At 53.9% G+C, this 20071-nt stretch carries 18 protein-coding genes and 1 tRNA gene; 11 read left to right on the top strand and 8 right to left on the bottom strand.

What is annotated here, in order from left to right; genetic code table 11:
* The first annotated feature begins 152 nt into the window (after nucleotides 1–152).
* Nucleotides 153–956 (top strand): 2,5-didehydrogluconate reductase DkgB, encoded by an 804-nt coding sequence (gene dkgB, locus AB8818_RS09995; protein ID WP_116344029.1) that lies wholly within the window; start codon nucleotides 153–155, stop codon nucleotides 954–956.
* Nucleotides 957–985: 29 nt separating this feature from the next.
* Here dkgB and yafC read toward each other — a convergent pair whose 3' ends face one another.
* Nucleotides 986–1891, bottom strand: coding sequence for a DNA-binding transcriptional regulator YafC (gene yafC, locus AB8818_RS09990; RefSeq protein ID WP_028015603.1), 906 nt, complete (start codon nucleotides 1889–1891; stop codon nucleotides 986–988).
* A 104-nt stretch (nucleotides 1892–1995) separates the two neighbouring features.
* Here yafC and AB8818_RS09985 point away from each other — a divergent pair, with 104 nt between their 5' ends.
* The 3 genes from AB8818_RS09985 (at nucleotide 1996) to AB8818_RS09975 (ending at nucleotide 4958) form a co-directional block, all read left to right on the top strand.
* A complete protein-coding gene (locus tag AB8818_RS09985; protein WP_192984681.1) occupies nucleotides 1996–3171 on the top strand; it encodes an MFS transporter in 1176 nt (391 codons plus the stop codon).
* 136 nt (nucleotides 3172–3307) lie between these two features.
* A complete protein-coding gene (locus AB8818_RS09980) occupies nucleotides 3308–4108 on the top strand; it encodes an endonuclease/exonuclease/phosphatase family protein (RefSeq protein ID WP_061099701.1) in 801 nt (266 codons plus the stop codon).
* A gap of 76 nt (nucleotides 4109–4184) precedes the next feature.
* Nucleotides 4185–4958, top strand: a complete 774-nt coding sequence (locus AB8818_RS09975) for a class I SAM-dependent methyltransferase (protein WP_192984678.1) — start codon at nucleotides 4185–4187, stop codon at nucleotides 4956–4958.
* Nucleotides 4959–5009: 51 nt separating this feature from the next.
* Here the strand turns inward: AB8818_RS09975 and mltD are convergent, their stop codons facing one another.
* Entirely contained in the window at nucleotides 5010–6374 is a 1365-nt protein-coding gene (gene mltD / locus AB8818_RS09970) for a murein transglycosylase D (RefSeq protein ID WP_028015607.1), read from the bottom strand.
* Between the two features lie 68 nt (nucleotides 6375–6442).
* Entirely contained in the window at nucleotides 6443–7201 is a 759-nt protein-coding gene (gloB, locus tag AB8818_RS09965) for a hydroxyacylglutathione hydrolase (RefSeq protein ID WP_166710175.1), read from the bottom strand.
* 32 nt (nucleotides 7202–7233) lie between these two features.
* Here gloB and AB8818_RS09960 point away from each other — a divergent pair, with 32 nt between their 5' ends.
* Entirely contained in the window at nucleotides 7234–7950 is a 717-nt protein-coding gene (locus tag AB8818_RS09960) for a class I SAM-dependent methyltransferase (protein WP_050863228.1), read from the top strand.
* Here the strand turns inward: AB8818_RS09960 and rnhA are convergent, their stop codons facing one another.
* Complete coding sequence (rnhA, locus tag AB8818_RS09955) at nucleotides 7951–8418, bottom strand: ribonuclease HI (RefSeq protein ID WP_028015610.1); 468 nt, start codon at nucleotides 8416–8418, stop codon at nucleotides 7951–7953.
* Nucleotides 8419–8482: 64 nt separating this feature from the next.
* Here rnhA and dnaQ point away from each other — a divergent pair, with 64 nt between their 5' ends.
* A complete protein-coding gene (gene dnaQ / locus AB8818_RS09950; RefSeq protein WP_204320751.1) occupies nucleotides 8483–9214 on the top strand; it encodes a DNA polymerase III subunit epsilon in 732 nt (243 codons plus the stop codon).
* A gap of 132 nt (nucleotides 9215–9346) precedes the next feature.
* Nucleotides 9347–9423, top strand: a tRNA-Asp gene (locus AB8818_RS09945).
* Nucleotides 9424–9460: 37 nt separating this feature from the next.
* On the opposite strand, the gene AB8818_RS09940 is transcribed toward AB8818_RS09945, so the two are convergent.
* The gene (locus AB8818_RS09940) at nucleotides 9461–10393 is read right to left on the bottom strand and encodes a DMT family transporter (protein ID WP_192984676.1); all 933 of its coding nucleotides are present in this window, start codon (nucleotides 10391–10393) and stop codon (nucleotides 9461–9463) included.
* Nucleotides 10394–10494: 101 nt separating this feature from the next.
* Here AB8818_RS09940 and AB8818_RS09935 point away from each other — a divergent pair, with 101 nt between their 5' ends.
* Nucleotides 10495–11409, top strand: a complete 915-nt coding sequence (locus AB8818_RS09935; RefSeq protein WP_116344035.1) for a LysR family transcriptional regulator — start codon at nucleotides 10495–10497, stop codon at nucleotides 11407–11409.
* 144 nt (nucleotides 11410–11553) lie between these two features.
* The gene (locus AB8818_RS09930) at nucleotides 11554–13500 is read left to right on the top strand and encodes a TonB-dependent copper receptor (RefSeq protein WP_192984674.1); all 1947 of its coding nucleotides are present in this window, start codon (nucleotides 11554–11556) and stop codon (nucleotides 13498–13500) included.
* A 78-nt stretch (nucleotides 13501–13578) separates the two neighbouring features.
* On the opposite strand, the gene AB8818_RS09925 is transcribed toward AB8818_RS09930, so the two are convergent.
* From AB8818_RS09925 to AB8818_RS09915, 3 genes are all read right to left on the bottom strand, one after another.
* Nucleotides 13579–14265, bottom strand: a complete 687-nt coding sequence (locus AB8818_RS09925) for a response regulator transcription factor (protein WP_163331089.1) — start codon at nucleotides 14263–14265, stop codon at nucleotides 13579–13581.
* A gap of 84 nt (nucleotides 14266–14349) precedes the next feature.
* On the bottom strand, nucleotides 14350–17682 hold the full coding sequence (locus tag AB8818_RS09920; protein WP_192984672.1) for an ATP-binding protein: 3333 nt from the start codon (nucleotides 17680–17682) through the stop codon (nucleotides 14350–14352).
* 2 nt (nucleotides 17683–17684) lie between these two features.
* Complete coding sequence (locus AB8818_RS09915; RefSeq protein WP_116344039.1) at nucleotides 17685–18281, bottom strand: response regulator transcription factor; 597 nt, start codon at nucleotides 18279–18281, stop codon at nucleotides 17685–17687.
* A gap of 536 nt (nucleotides 18282–18817) precedes the next feature.
* On the opposite strand from AB8818_RS09915, the gene AB8818_RS09910 reads away from it, so the two are divergent.
* Together AB8818_RS09910 and AB8818_RS09905 are read left to right on the top strand one after the other, a co-directional pair.
* On the top strand, nucleotides 18818–19555 hold the full coding sequence (locus AB8818_RS09910; protein WP_192984670.1) for a transcriptional regulator: 738 nt from the start codon (nucleotides 18818–18820) through the stop codon (nucleotides 19553–19555).
* Nucleotides 19556–19584: 29 nt separating this feature from the next.
* A complete protein-coding gene (locus AB8818_RS09905) occupies nucleotides 19585–20004 on the top strand; it encodes a hypothetical protein (RefSeq protein ID WP_371199867.1) in 420 nt (139 codons plus the stop codon).
* Nucleotides 20005–20071 lie beyond the last annotated feature (67 nt).

The following is a 20071-nucleotide window of genomic DNA, read 5'->3' as shown; positions in this document are numbered from 1 at the left end:
AAGCCCTGAGCTAACGCTCAGGGCTTTTTTCTTATCTATCGTTTAATTATTGCTAAATTAGCAAAAATCCTCTGCATTTTGCGATCTTTTTCTCCATAACAGCGCCAGCGATAATCTTCCTCACTTTACGAACATAATGATTGAGGAATAGTATGACTCTCCCTGCATTTGGTCTGGGCACCTTCCGCCTGAAAGACGACGTTGTTATCGCATCAGTTAAAACCGCTCTTGAACTTGGCTATCGCGCAATTGATACGGCACAGATCTATGAAAACGAAGCTGCTGTTGGACAAGCTCTCGAAGAGAGCGGTGTACCGCGCAATGAGCTGTTCATCACCACCAAAATCTGGATAGAAAATCTCAGCAAAGACAAGCTCATCCCAAGCCTGATAGAGAGCCTGAAGAAACTGCGCACCGATTATGTCGATCTGACGTTAATTCACTGGCCATCGCCGAACGATGCCGTTTCAGTGGAGGAGTTCATGCAGGCGCTGCTGGAAGCGAAAAAGCAGGGCTTAACCCGCGAAATTGGGATCTCGAACTTCACCATTCCGCTGATGGAAAAGGCGATTGCCGCTGTTGGCGCTGAGAATATTGCGACCAACCAGATTGAGCTGTCTCCATACCTGCAAAACCGCAAAGTCGTTGACTGGGCAAAACAGCATGGGATCCACATCACCTCATACATGACGCTGGCCTACGGTAAGGCACTGAAAGATGAAGTGATTACGCGTATCGCAGAGAAACATAACGCCACTGCTGCGCAGGTGATTCTGGCATGGGCAATGAGTGAAGGTTATGCCGTGATCCCATCATCAACTAAGCGTGAAAACCTGGCCAGCAACCTGCTAGCGCTCGATCTTCATCTGGATGACGATGACAAAAAAGCGATCGCAGCTTTGGAGTGCAACGATCGCCTGGTCAGTCCGGAAGGTTTAGCTCCTGACTGGGATTAAGTTTGGCCCACCCTCTGTCACCTGAACCCTCACACAGCTCCTCCGGGAGCTGTTTTTATATGCTCGCTCAGAAAATCAATAAAGGCACGAATGCGCGTACTCACCGCTCTGTCGCTGTAATACACTGCGCTAAAAGGCATCTCTACCGGCAGACGTTTATCGGCCATCAGCTCTACCAGTTCACCCCGCGCTATCTCCTTATCAATCATATAGTCTGACAGGCAGGCGATCCCATTTCCTTCCAGGCAAAGCTGCTTCAGCGTTTCTCCGCTGTTAGACGATAATCCGCAGGTAATTTCATGAAGCTGACCATCGTGACAGGCAACAGGCCAGGTGTTCAGCGACACCGGCTCCGTAAAGCCCAGGCACAGGTGCTGCTTCAGTTCTTCAACGGTCTCCGGTTTACCATGTTCAGCAATATACTGTGGCGACGCGATAATTTTGCGGTAGCTGGCAAATAGCGGACGGGCCCGCAGGCTGGAATCCGTTAGCGTTCCTGCGCGAATAGCTACATCCACTTTTCGCTCGATGAGGTTAATAAACGTCTCGGACGAGACCAGAGAAAGCGTCATCTCCGGATAGCGTTCACGGAAAGGTTTGATTAGCGGCATCAGGAAATGAAGCACAACCGGCGTGGCCGCATCAATGCGCAGCAATCCACGCGGCGTGCTGCGGGTTTCCATAATCTCCGTCTCCGCTGCGGCCATCTCCTGCAGCACCGACTGCACGCGGCGGAAATAACGTTCTCCTTCTTCCGTCAGGCTCAGCTGCCGCGTCGTTCGGTTGAGCAGACTCACGCCAAGCTTCATCTCCAGTTTTTTCACTGAACGGCTAATGGCCGAGTTAGCCTGTCCCAGTTGCTCGGCTGCGCGGCTAAAGCTGCCGCTTTCGACGACGGCGACAAAGATTGTCAGCTCTTCCGACGTTGCTTTCATTGTTGCACCATCCGCAAAATTCTATTGATATTTTGACCATTTTTGTTATTTAAACACTGGCGCATACTGCCTGTCATCTTAATCCTGATGATACGGAGTATTTTATGCCACTGGCGCTACTTGCCCTGACGATCAGTGCCTTTGCAATTGGCACGACCGAATTTGTTATCGTGGGACTGGTTCCCACCATCGCTAACCAGCTTGTGATCTCGCTACCCTCAGCCGGGTTACTGGTGTCTATCTACGCCCTTGGTGTTGCCGTCGGCGCGCCGGTGCTGACGGCCCTGACTGGACGTTTTCCGCGTAAGCAGCTGTTAGTTGCGCTGATGGTGCTGTTTACCGCCGGCAACATTCTGGCCTGGCAGGCGCCGGACTACACTACGCTGGTGATTGCCCGTCTGCTGACCGGCCTGGCACACGGTGTGTTCTTCTCGATTGGCTCCACCATTGCAACCAGCCTGGTTCCCAAAGAGAAAGCGGCCTCGGCTATCGCAATCATGTTCGGTGGGTTGACCGTCGCACTGGTCACGGGCGTACCGTTGGGAACGTTTATCGGACAGCATTTCGGTTGGCGTGAAACGTTCCTGGCCGTCTCCTTACTGGGTGTTATTGCCCTCGTGGCTAGCCTGCTGCTGGTACCGTCGAATATCCCGGGCCGGGCAAGCGCAAGCCTGAGCGATCAGTTGAAGGTGCTTACCCATCCGCGTTTGCTGATCATCTACGCGGTCACGGCTCTGGGCTATGGTGGCGTATTCACCGCCTTCACCTTCCTGGCACCAATGATGCAGGACCTGGCGGGCTTCTCCCCCAATGCCGTGAGCTGGATTTTGCTGGGATACGGCATTTCTGTGGCCATTGGCAATATCTGGGGCGGCAAGCTTGCGGATAAGCATGGTGCGGTACCGGCGCTGAAGTTTATCTTCGCCGCCCTGGTCGTTCTGCTGATGATTTTCCAGTTCACGGCTTCAATGCAATACGCCGCGCTGATCACCGTACTGGTCATGGGGATCTTCGCCTTCGGTAATGTGCCCGGGCTTCAGGTTTACGTTGTCCAGAAAGCCGAACTCTATACGCCAAATGCGGTGGATGTTGCATCGGGTCTGAATATTGCCGCTTTCAATATCGGTATCGCGCTGGGCTCCATTATCGGCGGACAAACCGTCGAACACTTCGGATTAACCCAGACCCCATGGATTGGCGCGGTGATTGTCCTGGTGGCCTTCCTGCTGATTGGCCTGAGTGGGCGCCTTGATAAGCCAGCCCGCGTCGCGCTGGGATAACATCAGTAAGTGCTTGCTTACAAAACTGGAAAGCGGTTTCTCAGAAATTGCGTTGAAAGTGTGACCTAAAGTCCCTATAACATTAGAACCAGTCCGTTTTCAGGGCTGGTTCATGTTACAGGGGCTGTTTCCAAAAGTGCGAAAAAATACCTATGCCATGCGTTATGTTGCCGGAATGCCCGCGGAGAGGATCTTGCCTCCGGGGTCGTTTGCGAGCATAAGCCAGGCATTACCCGCCGGCACACCGTTAAGCAGCGATGATAAAATCCGGGTGCTGGTCTGGAATATCTTCAAGCAGCAGCGTGCTGAGTGGTTATCGGTACTCAAAAATTTTGGAAAAGATGCCCATCTGGTTTTGCTCCAGGAGGCGCAAACTACCCCTGAACTGGTACGGTTTGCCACCACTAACTACCTTGCCGCCGATCAGGTGCCGGCATTTGTCCTGCCGCAGCATCCCTCTGGCGTAATGACGCTTTCTGCTGCACATCCGGTCTACTGTTGCCCGCTCCGCGAGCGCGAACCTATCCTGCGTCTGGCAAAATCAGCCCTGGTGACGGTCTACCCGCTGCCGGATACCCGTATGCTGATGGTCGTGAATATCCACGCGGTAAACTTTAGCCTGGGCGTGGATGTCTACAGTAAGCAGTTACTTCCGATCGGCGATCAAATTGCCCATCACAGCGGCCCCATCATTATGGCAGGCGATTTTAACGCCTGGAGCCGTCCGCGCATGAATGCGCTGTATCGCTTTGCGCGCGAAATGTCGCTGCGTGAAGTTCGTTTTAGCGACGATCAGCGCAAAAAAGCGTTCGGTCGTCCTCTCGACTTTGTCTTCTATCGCGGTTTGAACGTGCACGACGCCTCTGTTCTGGTGACGCGCGCTTCGGATCACAACCCTCTACTAGTTGAATTCAGTCCCGGCAAACCTGATAAATAACGGTGTGTCAGGTCTGCCGTGGGGCAGGCCTGCGCGGGTGCTGCCCTTTTATTTTTAACCAACAAAGGACAGTACGATGACAACAACACGCTCCCATCATGACAACGTAGAAAAACAGTTTGGTTCTCAGGCAAGTGCCTATCTGAGCAGCGCCGTGCATGCCTCAGGACGCGATCTGGTGCGTCTCGGTGAACGCCTGTCGGCGTTCCCTCAGGCCCACGTGCTGGATTTGGGTTGTGGGGCAGGGCACGCCAGCTTCACGGCTGCGCAGCAGGTGGCCCGCGTTACCGCGTATGATTTATCCAGCCAGATGCTGGACGTTGTTGCCGAGGCGGCGAAAGCGAAGGGGCTGGACAATATTGATACGCGCCAGGGCTATGCCGAGTCCTTACCTTTTGATGATGCATCGTTTGAGGTGGTTATCAGCCGTTACTCCGCGCACCACTGGCATGATGTCGGCCTGGCATTACGCGAAGTCAAACGTGTTCTTAAGCCGGGTGGCATCTTCATTATTATGGATGTGATGTCCCCTGGACATCCGGTGCGCAATATCTGGCTGCAGACGGTCGAAGCGCTGCGCGATACCTCCCACGTGCAAAACTACGCCAGCGGGGAGTGGTTATCGTTTATCACTGAAGCCGGGCTGATTGCGCGCTCGTTAATAACAGACCGTTTACCGCTGGAGTTCAGCTCGTGGATCGCGCGTATGCGTACCCCGGAAGCGTTAAGCCAGGCGATCAGGCTGTATCAGGAGAGTGCGTCCGCAGAGGTAAAGGCATACTTTGAACTGCAGGACGATGGCTCGTTTACCAGCGATACCATCATGGCTGAAGCGCAAAAAGCGGGATAAGCAAAAAGGCACCGAGGGGAATCGGTGCCTTTTTATCTTTCGAACGTGCTATCAGGAGTCTGGCGTGGCGCTGTTCTTCACAAACAGCGTCAGCTGGTCGCCCGGTTTCAGATTGTCAGTATCATTATTCCAGCGCATCACATCTTTGATGTTCACGCCGTGTCGTTTTGCGATACTGGACAGTGAATCGCCTTTGCGCACGCGATAGGTAATGCTATCGCTGTTGCTGGCGAGACGCTGTGCGCTGCTACCTGCACCCACGGTCAAAGTCTGACCCACTTTCAGCCCTGAACTACGCAGATTATTCCACTGCTGCAGATCTTTCGCCGTCACGCCAAGACGTGAAGCAATGCCTGAAAGCGTATCACCTGAACGCACCTTATAGCTGCGGCTGCTAACGGATGAGGCATCGGCGATCAGCGTTGACTGAACGGCGGCAATCTCACCCGATGCTAAAGACTCACGTAACTGCGCAGCATGTTTCTGCGGAACCATTACATACTGCGGGCCGCTTGCCCCCAGCGTCGAGCCTTTAACGCCTGCATTAAAGGTTTTCAATTTACTTACCGACATACCCGTCATATCAGCAACCTGTTGGATATCAACCGGATTGCTGAGGCGAACGCGCGCCAGTGCACGACTTTCGTCTGGTGTTGGCAGTTGTACACCGTAACGCTTGCTGTTCTTGAGAATATCGCTCAAGGCCAGCATCTTCGGTACGTAAATCTTCGTTTCCTGTGGCAGTGAGAGCGACCAAAAATCGGTGGATTTACCCCGTGCTTTATTCGCTTTCATTGCCTTCAGTACACGACCTTCGCCACTGTTATACGCTGCGACCGTTAACAGCCAGTCGCCGTCAAACATCTTGTTCAGACGTTGCATCATGTCGAGAGCGGCTGTCGTTGAAGCGACAACATCGCGACGCGCATCATAGTTGCGGGTCTGTTTCAGACCATAGTTTCGCCCGGTGCTCGGAATGATCTGCCAAATACCTGCGGCATTGGCGCCAGACGTCGCGTGTGGGTCAAAAGCGCTCTCCACTATGGGTAGGAGTACCAGCTCCATAGGCATGTTACGTTTTTTAACTTGCCCGGCTATCCAGTACATATACGGCTCTGCCCGTAACGTTACATCGTGGAGATAGCTCTTATTTCTTAAATACTTCTGTTTCTGTTCGCGAATCCGGCTGTTTTCCGGAATTCCCATCTTTAGCTCGTCGCCAATAGAGGTCCACAAGTCTTGCTCCTGCGCGAAAGATGTCCCATCGTCCATCCAGCGCGCCGAACTTGTAAACTTCCCTGCTTCCCCTTGACCAGCTGCAGAAAGGCTCTGTGCGTGCTGTTGTACGTTGCTGCCGTTCTGCGACTGGCAACCTACAAGCAGGACAGAGGCGAGTAATATCGCTTTTGCCTTCATGTGTGTGTCAATAGTTGCTTAAAAGACGAGCGATGATAACGGCGAAATTTTGAAAAGGCAACCCGCATTTATCTGAAGTTATCTTTCTTTGACCTTAACCATGCAAATCGTTGTTCTGGTTGTTGCAAATTTGTTTCTTGGTTAATTTTATTAATTAAATCAATATCATCTGTTCGTAAAAATAAATTAATCTGGCGCTCATTTTTCAGAATTACGGGCAGTGTATTTTGGTTTTTTGCACGTAACTCCTTCACTTTGTGATAATAATCCTGAATCGCTCGATCCTCGGGTAAGAGGCTCACAGCAAACTTCATATTCCCTAATGTATACTCATGGGCGCAACAAATAAGAGTATCGTCGGGTAATGCGCTAATTTTTTGTAAAGACTGGTACATTTGTTCTGGCGTGCCTTCAAACAGTCTTCCGCAGCCGCCAGAGAACAAGGTGTCGCCACAAAAAAGATAAGGTTTGCTGTAGAAACACAGATGTCCCAAAGTGTGACCCGGTGTAGCAAATACGGAAAACTCCCACTCGCGGATGAGGATATTTTCGCCCTCTTCGACTACTTGCGTCGTTCCTTTATTTTGTGTCTCAGCCGGTCCGTAAACCACAAGATGCGGGAAATGGGCGCAGAGTTCCTGCACGCCGCCGGTATGATCGTTATGGTGATGCGTCAACAGAATGGCTTCAGGCAGCCAGTCGTTCTCATTTATAGCGCGCAGTACAGGGGCGGATTCGCCGGGATCGACAATGACGCATCGGCGAGCGTCGTCGACTAAAACCCAGATGTAATTGTCCTCAAAAGCGGGAATACTGATAAGATTCATACATTACCTCTTATAGCGTGGCGGGTGTTTTGATGAAACCGGCAAGGATACCTCAGACTGTCGCAGCACCGGAACGTTGGGCCGAATTGCCCTGGGGTGAATACTATCGCGAGGCACTGGAGCAACAGCTGAAGCCCTGGCTCGCGAAAATGTATGGCTTTCACCTGCTTAAGATTGGCAATCTCAGCGCGGAAATCAATACCGAGAGCTGCGCTATCTCACATCAGGTTAATGTCTCGCTCGGCGGATCGCCGGTTCAGGTGAAGGCAGACCCGTTGCATCTGCCGTTTGCTGAGAAATCCGTGGATGCGTGCCTTCTTGCACATGCGTTGCCCTGGTGCAGCGATCCTCACCGTATGCTGCGTGAAGCCGATCGCGTGCTGATTGACGACGGCTGGCTGATCCTCAGCGGATTCAATCCGCTGAGCCTGATGGGGCTGCGCAAGCTGGTGCCGGTGCTGCGCCGAACGCCACCCTATAACAGCCGGATGTTCACCATGATGCGCCAGCTCGACTGGCTTTCGCTGCTGAACTTTGAAGTGCTCTGCTACGGCGGTTTTCAGGTACTGCCGTGGGCGCGGCAGGGGGGAGTCTTGTTGAGCACGCATTTGCCCGCCTTAGGCTGCATGCAGTTTATCGTCGCGCGTAAGCGAACCATCCCCCTTACGCTTAACCCAATGAAGCAGAGCAAGTCGAAAACGCCTATCCGGCAGACCGTTGGCGCAACGCGACAGTACAGAAAACCCTGATCAGGATTCAGGCTGGTAGCCTGCATCCTCATGGGCCGGGTTCAAAGCCGCCGCGCGCGCCAGTTCGTCGCAGCGTTCGTTTTCCGGGTGGCCTGCATGTCCTTTTACCCATTCCCATTTGATTTGGTGCTGACCTAATGCCGCATCCAGACGCTTCCAGAGGTCGACATTTTTAACCGGTTTTTTATCTGCTGTTTTCCAGCCGCGTTTTTTCCAGTTATGGATCCACTGGGTAATGCCCTGGCGAACGTACTGGCTGTCGGTACTGAGCACCACGTCGCAGTGCTCTTTCAGGGCTTCCAGCGCCACAATGGCCGCCATCAACTCCATACGGTTGTTGGTGGTCAGGAAATAGCCTTCGCTAAAAGTTTTTTCATGCTGGCGATAGCGCATAATCGCGCCGTAGCCGCCGGGCCCTGGGTTGCCGAGACAAGATCCATCGGTGAAAATTTCTACCTGTTTACGCATCTCTGGTAGACTTCCTGTATTTGAAACGTTCAGTTAAACGATAAGTCTGACATAAATGACCGCTATGAGCACTGCAATTACTCGCCAGATTGTCCTCGATACCGAAACCACCGGTATGAACCAGATCGGCGCGCACTACGAAGGGCACAAGATCATTGAGATCGGCGCCGTTGAAGTGGTGAACCGTCGTCTCACGGGGAACAACTTCCACGTGTACCTCAAACCCGATCGGCTGGTGGATCCAGAAGCGTTCGGCGTTCACGGTATTGCCGATGAGTTCTTGCTGGATAAACCGACCTTTGGTGAGGTGGCAGACGAGTTTCTGGAATACATCAGAGGCGCCGAGCTCATCATCCATAACGCCTCGTTCGATATCGGCTTTATGGACTATGAGTTTAGTAAGCTCCATCGCGATATTCCGAAAACAAACACCTTTTGCAAAGTAACCGATAGCCTGGCGCTGGCGAGGAAGATGTTTCCCGGCAAGCGTAACAGTCTCGATGCACTCTGTTCACGTTACGAAATAGATAACACCAAGCGAACGCTGCACGGGGCATTGCTCGATGCCCAGATCCTGGCCGATGTCTATCTGGCGATGACCGGCGGTCAAACGTCGATGAAGTTCAGCATGGAAAATGAGTCACAGCAGACGCAGGGTGAAGCGGGCATTCAGCGCGTTGTCCGCCAGGCAAGCCGCTTGCGGGTGGTTTTAGCCAGTGATGAAGAACTGCTTAATCATGAATCCCGTCTCGACCTGGTGCAAAAGAAGGGCGGAAGCTGCATGTGGCGCGCCTGAAAAAACGCCATAATGCCTGTAAAATCATCGGTTGGGTGAATTTTGCAGCAAACGATTCAAAACGTGAGAAAAAGCGTTGACGAGATCGGAGGCACACCGTAATATGCGCCTCGTTCCCCAAGCGGGAACAGTGGAGCGGTAGTTCAGTCGGTTAGAATACCTGCCTGTCACGCAGGGGGTCGCGGGTTCGAGTCCCGTCCGTTCCGCCACTATTCAGGCCCACGTTATTTATAACGTGGGCCTTTTTCATATCTGTACGTTTTCGTCTGCGCGTTCAATCTTCACGACTTTCCTTTGCGAGGCGCGAGAGCAGAGTGCTATACCACACAGAATCAGTACCGTGCTGACCAGATGATACGAATGCAACGTAACGTGCAGGAACATCACGCTGAACAGACCGCCGCTCAGTGGAATGAGGTGTGAATAAATTTCCCCGCGGGTTGCACCGATAGCCGCAATGCCTTTATTCCACAGCAGGTAAGAGAGCCAGGAAGGAAAGACCACCAGGTACAGCAGTCCGCTTAAAAAGCCAGGCGCAGTATAGGCCGTCCAGTCTGGTAAGCCTGTCTTTATCAACGATATCGCCAGTACCGGTAACAACACCAGTGCACCGAAGATCGCGCTCACGGCCACAAAGGCATTCCCACCGACGTTATGCGGCTTCATCCGCAAGAAGGCACAATAAACGGCCCAGCTGGCGGCAGAACCCATGGTCCAGATATCGCCGCGATTAAGATTTTTAAGCGTATCCAGATGCAGCAGATCGCCCTGCATGACCAGCCAGACGACGCCCAATGAACTGAGAACAACGCCTGCAATATTCTGCACTGATATTTTCTCTTTAAATACCAGCTTATTTATCAATAAAACCAGGGCTGGCGTTGTGGATAAATAAATAGCTGCATTAAGAGATGAAGTATATTGCAGGCCGATATACAGCGTGAGTGGGAACATAACCTGTCCGCACAGCGCAAGAAATATAATCGTACCTCTCGCCTTTTTCATCATTGGCCACTGGGCGCGAATCTGTCTGATGTAAAGCATAGATAAGAAAAGAGCCGTCAGTATCCAGCGTGCGGCGGATAATATAATCGGGTCTGCATGCGCCACCAGTAAATGACCGACGACATAATTCCCCCCCCAAAAACAGGCCGCGAGACTGAGTAAAAAATAGGGCATAGAGGCTCCTGAAAATAAACATTTTGTCTGCCTTAAGAGTACTGCCGGTGCAGAATTAAATGCTAATATAATATTTTCATGTTCCGGTATTGGCTGAAACTATGAAGTTTACTCTCAGGCAACTTGAGTTCTACATTGCGTTAGCGGAAACACTACAAATTTCCAAAGCGGCCAGCCGTTGCCATATATCGCAATCTTCCATGACGGTCTCAATGCGTAACCTGGAGGAGGCGGTAAATGCCCCCCTTTTTATCCGCCATGCAAAAGGGATCCAGTTGACGCCCGTGGGCGAGCGATTTCTTAACCATGCCCGCAAGATCCTCCACGATAGCCGCGCGGCGGTGGAGGATCTCCATCAGCAGCCAGAGGCGATCAACGGCGTCGTGCGCATTGGTATTGCCGAAACCCTTTCCGCTTATCTGCTGCCCAATCTCTGGGGCGATATCGCGCAGCGTTTTCCGCTGCTGGAGACGGCGTTCCATGAGGCGCCCGCATCACAGCTGCTTCAGGGTTTGCGTCAGGGAGAGCTCGATTTTTGTCTTTTGCTGACCTCTAATATCAGCCACGATAGTACGCTTGAGGTAGAAACGTGGATCCGTTCGCCGCGCCGTCTATGGACCGCCATCGGTCATCCTCTCCTCAGCGTGCCGGAGCTTCGGTTAAAAGAGGTGGAAAAGGTGCCATTCTTGTTGCTGGTGACGGACGACTATCCCGATGTAATATCCGACTACTGGCAAAGCCGGGGCTGCCATCCTGATATTCATTTTCGCACCAACTCCTTTGAGGCGATTCGAAGCCTGGTTGCACAGGGTAAGGGCGTTACGATTTTATCCGATCTGGTCTATCGCCCGTGGGCGCTCAGCGGCCAGCGCGTGATCCGGCGAACCATTGATGACTGTATTACCTATATGGATGTGGGGATCGTCAAAAACGCCGGGCAGCCGCTCTCTCCGGCCTGCTTGCGGTTGATGGATTTTTTACGACAGCAAACGGCCCGCCTGGGCGAAGAGCTCTGAACAGAGCCCCTGAGATTTCCGTTAGACGCCAGATATTTCCTGATTTCCCTGAGGGCCTTCTTGCCCACAGGTCGTGTATTCCGTTACAGGGGATGAAGACAATAAGCGCCTTGCTTATTTTCTTTACCGAAACGGAATTGTGTTATGTCTGGTATCACCGCGAGCGGTATTCGCTCCCTGATCGCCTCCCGTCCACTATTATTGGCCCTCAGCTGTGCGGCCGCTTTGCCGGCATATGCTGAAGAGTCGATGACCGTTGAGGGGCACTATCGCGATCCCGCGTCATTTATCGCTCCGGCTCATACTCCAGCACAACAATTGCCAGCCAGCGACGGTGCGGGCGCGCTAAAAAACATACCGGGTTTTTCCGTGCTGCGCAGCGGCGGCAGTAACGGCGATCCGGTGCTGCGCGGGATGTTCGGCTCCCGTCTGACGTTGCTTGCGGATGGCGTCAGCACTCAGGGGGGCTGCGGTTCGCGCATGGATACCCCAACCGCCTATATCACCCCGCAAAGCTACGACACGATAACCGTCATTAAAGGCCCCCAGAGCGTACTGTGGGGGCCAATGGGCTCCGCCGGAACGCTGCTCTTTGAACGTCAGCCGGACTATTTCAGCGCACCAGAGCTGGAAGGCAGCGCTGAGCTGCTGCAGGGCGCTAACGGACGCGCGGATCAAAACCTTAATCTTGCGTTTGGCGACCCGCGCGGCTATGTCCGCCTTGACGGTAATCATTCGGTGGCGGATGACTACCGGGATGGTCACGGCAACCGCGTGCCGGGCCTGTGGCGCAGATGGAACAGCGGCGTCACGGTAGGGCTCACGCCTGATGAGGACACGCTGGCGGAACTAAGCGTGGGGGCCAGCGACGGTAAAGCCCGCTATGCTGGTCGGATGATGGATGGTAGCCGCTTTACCCGCAAAAGCGCAGCGCTAAAACTGGAGAAGTATCACCTGAGCGAGCACGTCAGCAAACTTAGCTGGCAGCTCTATGCCAATGATACCGATCACATCATGGATAACTACAGCCTGCGTCAGCCCGTTGGACCGAAGCGTAAGTCTGAAGTGGGCGGCGTGGTAATGGGCAGTCGCCTTACCGGCGTGTGGGAAGATGAAGCCACCACGCTTACCGCTGGCGCAGACTTAATGCGCAAAAGCCACCGTAAAAAAAACGCCGGAACGTGGCGTGACGACGCCCGTTTTACCCAGATGGGTTTGTTTAGCGAATGGCGCCAGTCCGTCACGGCGGACGACACGGTCATCATGGGCGCGAGGCTGGACAGCCTCCGCGCGGACGATCGGCGCAGCGCGCAAAATACCTCCCGGCGCGATCTTCTGCCTGGGGTGTTCACCCGCTATGAGTATCGCGTGCCGGACGCACCCGTCATGCTTTATAGCGGTATCGGCTACACCGAACGTTTTCCTGATTACTGGGAGCTTTTTTCCGGTAAGGCCGGAGAACAAAGCTTTCGTCAGCTGAAAACAGAAAAGACCCTGCAATGGGATAGCGGCGTACAGTTTCACGGCGACAAGGTCAGCGCCTGGGCATCGGCCTATGTCGGTCGGACTGCCGATTACATTTTGTTTGATTATAGCCGCACGCCGTCGCAGGCCAGCAATATCAATGCCGCCGTAATGGGCGCGGAGACGGGCGCAAGCTGGAGCCTGACGCCCAACTGGGCAGTGACGGGGAGCCTGAGCTACGCCTGGGGCGAGAATCGTAGCGATAAACAGCCGCTGCCGCAGATGCCCCCGCTCGAAGGACGGCTGGCGCTGGACTATACCGGGCAAAAATGGCGTACCGGATTACAGTGGCGTGTGGTGGCGCCGCAGCATCGCGTGGCGCAGAACAAAGGTAACGTCACCGGCCAGGATCTTGGCCCGAGCGCGGGGTTTGGCGTGCTTTCGTGGAGCGCGGGCTACACATTTAACGACCATTTCGAGTCCCGCGTGGGTATTGAGAATCTGTTCAATAAATACTACAGCGAGCACCTCAATCTGGCGGGGGCCAGCCAGTTTGGATACGCCTCAGATCAGCAAATCCCTGAGCCGGGGCGCGTCTGGTGGCTGGCTGCGACATACCATTTCTGACCCTGAGTGTCATTGCTGAGAGCGACCGTTGAGGCGTTTGTTTGCCTCTACCGCCTGTTTACAGGCGGTTTTTTTATTTCAGATAGCAATATCGAACATCTGCGTTTTAGCAAGCAGGCAATAGAGCTGACAGTCGCTGTTTACCCCCAGTTTTTCCATCGCGCGCAGCTTATGGGCGCTGACGGTTTTATTACTCAAATGTAGCTGTCTGGCGATCTCTGTCAGACTCATCCCTTTGCAGAGCATCCGCAACACATCAATTTCACGGGGCGAGAGCTCTTGCTCCGTTTGCGCACCGGTCTGGAAAAGGGAATGCATCAGCTCGCGCTCAATATAGACTTCTCCATTGATCACTGACGTCAGCGTTCTGCTCAGGGTTTTCTCACAGGTATCCCGGCTAATATAGGCTTTGGCGCCTGCCTCCAGCGACATGCGGATAAGCTGCGTGTTTTTGTAGGGCGAAAGCACAATGATCTTAAGTTGCGGATATTTACGGCTGAGCCATTTAATCAGTAATACGCCGTCCATTCCGTTGAGCGGGTTAACGGTTTGGCTGGTGGCCAGAGAAAAGCCAAGAAACAGAATGTCGACAGGATGTTGGGACAGCAGTGAAAGCAGTTCAGATGGCGACGCCGTATCGCCCTGAATGCAAAACTCCGGGCGGGGGGAACCGTCGCTGAAAAGAGACGGCATATTGGTGATCATGGATAAGACGCCACGACGAATAATGGTGTGCTCATCGGCAATAGCGATACGAACTTTCATGGTTTCTCCTTCGAAAATGTGGGCGACGCCAGGGATAACGCCGCCGGATGACCAGAAAGATACAGATCCTATGCAGAGCATTCTTTAGTACTTGTCAGATAATTCCTTCAGTGCGGTATCGAGTTGCTGCAGATTGGCTTCCATGCGCGCGCAGAATCGCGATGTCAGCGCAGGCAGGGCTTCAGGCTCTATCATCCCTGCCGCCAGCATCTCCGGCAACACTTCCATCGCCTGACAGGTGCGGGTAGCGTCGTGCATGGCAAAGAGGCTCCACGAGGCCTTCAGACGATGCGCGAGCTGGCTTAGCGTTTGCGGTGACGGGGTGTTTTCCTCTAAATGACGAATATCAAGAGTAATGGCATCGCGCATTTGCTGGCGCATCAGGGTCATGATCTCCGGTTGACCATTGGCCAGACGCCGGAGTTCGCTGAGGTCAGGAACCTGATTGCGCAGGCTGTGATGCTGCGCCAGCGCCTGGTGCAGGGCGTTGAGGGAGAGCGGTTTTCGCAATAGCGCGTCCATCCCGGCATGTTTTGCCCGATCGTCCTCACTCTGCAGTGCGCTGGCGGTGTAGCCGAGGATAGCGGGCGGTGCGGTGATACTGCCGGCAATATCGCGCAAAAGTATCAACGAGGTGAGCTGATAGCCGTCCAAGAGGGCCATCTGGCAGTCGGTTATCAGGATATCAACCGGCTCGTTTTCAAGGCGCGCAAGCGCTTCGCTTGCGCAAGCGCAAGGAATAACCTCCTGGCCCAACTCCTGCAGCTGAAGTGCTAACACCGTCAGGTTAGCCGGAAAATCGTCAACAATCATAATGCGATGCTGTGGCAGCGGGGTAATAACGAGTGTCTCATCGACCGTTGTCGCAGCGCTGGTAGCATGAAGCGGTATTCTGACCGTCACCTGCGTACCGCTTCCCGCTTCGCTGGCTATCGTCAGCTTCCCTCCCATCAGTTCGACTAGCTGATAACAGATCGCCAGGCCGAGTCCGCTGCTTTGCGGCGTGCTGCTGTCAGTCTGAAACCATGGCTGGCCGAGGTGTGGAAGGGCATCGGCCGGGATACCAATGCCTGTGTCACGAATCAACAGCTGCAAATGTTCACCGTGGAGCCGGGCGTGGAAGTCAATTTCTCCCTGCGGCGTATATTTAATGGCGTTGCCCAACAGATTGGCGATGACCTGATTCAGCCGGGCTTTATCGAACAGGAACCAGCCGTCGCGCGGCACGTTCAACTCGCTGCGCCAGTGGAGCCCTTTAGCGTTTGCGCTGCTGGCAAAAATCTCCGCGCTGGCGTTGAGCGTCTGCCACAGGGGCCAGGCCTGTGGCTCCAGCCTTAACTCGCCTGCTTCAATGCGCGACAAATCCAGTACGCCGCCAATCACGTCGCGCAATGACCCTGCTGCCTGCCAGGCGATGTTGAGAGATTCGCTTTTGTCGCGCTCCATCTCCAGCAGGCCCAGCATGGCGTTGAGCGGGGTACGAATGTCATGGCTCATGCGGGCGAGGAAGTTCGATTTTTCAGTGCTGGCCTGCTCCGCCTGTGCCAGTGCCCGGTTGAGCGCAGCGGTCAGCGCGGCTTTTTCAGTGATGTCGATCCAGCCCCCGACCACGCCCTGAGGCCGCCCCCGCGTATCGGTATAGCGGCAAAGCCACCAGTAGAGGGTGGTGTTGTTCTGGGTGGTTTCCCCCGTTAACGGCGTCGCGGCATGGAGCAGCGAGAGGCGATGCGGCAACGTAAACTGTTGGGCAAGCTCGCCCAGAGGCAGGCTGGAAAAGGGGGTGCCCTCTTCGGGCAATGCCGTGAGTAACGGTGAGTGAATAAAGGAGTCGTTATAGCGCGTCAGCCGCCCGGCCGGATCGCAGACGAACAGCGGCACCGGGACGTTGTTCATCAGGGTTTGCCAGAGGGAGAGCGCGTTGTGCAATTCAGCCGTGTCCCGCTCGCGCTGGCGCCGCTGGCTCTGCGCAGCGCTAAAGGTCAGCAGGGCGACTAATGCCGCACAAATCGCCACTACGGCGAGCATGACCAGCCATAACGATTGCGCCGGGGCAGCGGCTGTCGTCTGTGCGGGCTGCGACAGGTTAAGGCTCGCGTAGATATCAGCCTGCGTGACGGATGCCATGACCGCATTCACCCTTTTGGCATCCGCCGGGTCAGACATATTCGGTACAAACCATAGCGGTACTTCCGGCAGCGCCAGCGGCGTCAGCGACAGGTTACTGGCGTTATGCTGGCGCAGCAGGTGATGGAGTATAAACGCGTCGCCCGCAAGCCCGTCCGCGCCTCCGGCTTTGAGCAACTCAAACCCCTGATCGAGTGAGTTAACCAGCACCAGGTTATCTGCCGGTAACACCTGACGCAGTAACGTGACGAGAGGTGAGATGCGCATGACGGCAATCCGCTTATGCCGTAATGCGGACAAGGCGCCGGAAAGCGGGTTGCTGTCCTCACTGAGCAGGGCCCAGCTCAGTGAGTCAAACGTGATGGCACTCTTTGACGGTGGCGTCGCGCTGGCGACAATGCGCAACGTGTTCTCCGCATACTGAAGCGGAGGCGCATCAAGGTTGAAGGTCAGGCTATACAGGTTGGACGGAAACAGGTTGAGCAGCAGATCGCGCCATACGCCCTGGATATGCCCGTCAGACGTGATCGTGACCATTGGCGGTGAAATGGCGGGAAGCAAAACGTGCAGCGTGATTTTGGGCGCATTTTCCTTCACGGGGGAATGGCGAGCGTCAAAGACGCTACCGTCCGGCAGAAGCCACTTTTGTTCCAGCCATTCAGCGTCTTCCGGGTTAACGGTGTGAATACGCTCGTTGAATATTTCCAGCGTGTTTGCCTGCTCAGGCAGAGCCCATGCGCGAAAATGCAGCGGCGGAGCGTCGCCCAGCGGCGTCAGGGTCAGCGTGGTGGCGGGAGAGTGGGTCAGCCAGTTACGCAAAACAAATTCCGGGGCAATGAATTCCCGCGCTTTCCCTGCTGCCAGCTGCCTGACGCTTTCACCCGGTGAAGCTGAACCTGTCGCAGAGCAGCGGGTCGCGACCTCTGGCGGTAATTCTGGAAAGCACAGCGTTCCGCCTTGACCCTCTTTTATGCTCAGAGAGGCCAGCGGGAAAGCGAGCATTGGCTCGCTGGCGACCAGATCGGCAGCAGGACGTTGGGCGGCAATTAACACATCGATGCGCTTTCGCTTCAACGCATCCAGCGCCGATGCCGGGTCGCTAAAGCGCTGAACGTCCGGCAGCGGCGTATTGCTAAACAATATGCTGAGCTCATCATCCAGAATCCCCGGCGGCCGGTCGATGACGAGAAAAGGCGGCGCGGCGCTCAGCAGGCCTACACGCAGCACGCTACCCGCCGCGTGCCCGCTTATCAGCAAGAGGATAAATAATGTTGCCAGCCAGCCTCTGCGCATGCTCAGCTAACCAGCCCCAGACTTTGCGCGCACTGGAGCAGCTCGAAATCATTTCTTGCGTTGAGTTTGCTCATGGCACTCTTTTTTTGCGTACTAATGGTCTGCTTTGTCCGGTTAAGCTGGGCACTGATCTCGTTCACGGTGAAACCACGGACCAGCAGGCGCAGCACTTCAGTTTCCCGTTCGGTCAATTGTGCATGGGGTTTCACCGGTTCAACATGCCCCTGTAGAGTGCTGCGCAGTGTCTGTAGCAGATTGTTGGACAAGCTGGCTTTGTTGAGAACGGCATGTACCCCGCTGCGACGCAGCGAGTCCAGAAGCTCAGGATTGGTGATCATGGTGACCACCACAATCATGCTCTGAGGATAATGGCGAATCAGCGAGCGGATCATGATGAGCCCGTCCGGGCTTCGCGTGCCGGGCATACTCAGGTCGGTGATGATGATATCGACAGGCTCGCGCGCCAGTTTACTCATAAGTTCATCAGCACTGAGCGCTTCATGAACGACCCGATAAAGGTCCGGGCGCGTCTGCAGCAATGTGCGCAAGCCTAATAAATAGACAGGGTGGTCGTCGGCAATCAGAACGGTTTTTTGCATGACATCCGATCCGGTTAGGAAAAGACAGGTGTTCACCGCACATCTTAGCGAATGGCGCTTTAGCATCACTCTTACAGTGTAGAGCAGAGTAAGGTGAAAAAGAGTAGCTAAAAAGTGGGGGGCTGTATAGCTGCTGGTGGGCATCAGCCGATCCTGATGGAAAACCGAAAGGTAAAGTAACGAAGCTTTCACAGTCTACGAAATAGATTTTTTTCTGAGCAGCTGAATGGTTTGTTATTTATCACGAAATAGCGGCATGGAGGGCGATATTTCTCAGGTACGGAAAGGAATTCCTTATTGTTCAGGCTGAATATCAGGTATTGCTCAGGCGTTACTCAGAATAAACTTTCTGAAATCATGAATGGGCCGCGAAAAAATCAGGACGGGAAAAAGCGCAAATGGCGAAGGTACTATCATTTATAGGGATATGTTGTTAATTTGTGCCTGAATTAGATAACAGACATGTAACTGTTAATACCTGCGCTTTTTCGTCATAACAATGTAAACGCTGTAATTTTATTATCCAGGACCTACCCGTGAATAACGAAGAAATATCTCTTTCAGCGTCAGTAACGTTCGTACCGGAAAAATCATCTCTGGCAACCGTGGAGCATGGTGATATACACCTGACGCCCAACGAGCGTCGTTTGCTGGAGTTGATACTCAGCGGCAAATGTAAAAAAGAGACCATATTTGAAGAGATCTGGCTCAACCAGGGCATGATCGTTAGCGAATCCAGTTATCACCAGCTTATAAAAATGCTGCGCCGCAAGCTGCAAAATGCCGGCTTGCCGGGCTCGATCATTAAAACCATTCCCCGTTATGGTGTGGTACTGGCACCCTGCGAAACGCAGGGCAGTGAGGCAGCTTGCCCGCCAGAAGTGCCTGATAACGCGCCTTCTCCCACTCCCGTTGATTGCCCGTCGTTGCCTGCTATCACGGCGGAGCCAATGAAAACGCCGTCACGTCAATACGGGGCTTTGCTGACGGTGTTGTGCAGCTTGTTGATTATCCTTCCCACGCTGGTGGTGGTCTGCACGGCGGACACGCCGAAGGCCTTTCAGGAAAATATCTACGTGGATGGCGTCATGTTTCATCTCTCTTCGCTGCGCAGTGTCGATCGGCAGGCGCTGGCGCGAAAGCGGCATGACCTGCCGGCGGGTATCAATAATGTTTACATCGCGTCGAACGGTCCGAAAGTGTTTGTTGCGCAATGTGAAGGCGAACTATCTAAGGAGGGAAAATGCGGTTACGAATACTATTCGTCATATTGAGCGTTTGCATCAGCGTTTCACTGGGGGGCGTGCTGGCTTACCTGACCAGCGGCTACCTGGAGAGCAGAATGGTGCCCGTCGAGCCCTGCAGCAGCGTCATTCGTAACGGCAAGTTTATCGATGAAAGCCTGGAACATTACCAGTTTAATGGTGTGATCACCTGGTGGCCTAAACTGCACAGGCTAACGTTATTTGGTGTAAAAACCGATGAGGCCGGAAATCGGGTATTCAACCGAACCCTGCAGTTAAAATCGGTGACACAGAAAGGAAACGTCATCAATGGTCGGGTGGCAGAATTAAAAATTGCCGTTGGCGATCAACTTCCGCAGAAGACCTTTCTGATAAGTGAAGATGATCAGTATATTAATCTGTTATTCAAGCCGATTAATAAAAATAGCTGGCTAATGAAAATTAACGATAACTGGGTAGCAATGTGTGAGTATAAGTAATCTCACGTGAATCTTATTATAAGACATATCCAGGCTGGCGAGTTTTAAATCTGCTGCTGCAGTTAGC

It is taken from the genome of Enterobacter sp. KB-280D8, from assembly GCF_041399405.1.
Lineage (GTDB): Bacteria > Pseudomonadota > Gammaproteobacteria > Enterobacterales > Enterobacteriaceae > Enterobacter > Enterobacter cloacae_N.
The sequence above is the reverse complement of the archived record's forward strand: the minus strand, read 5'-3'. Positions and strand labels throughout refer to the sequence as shown.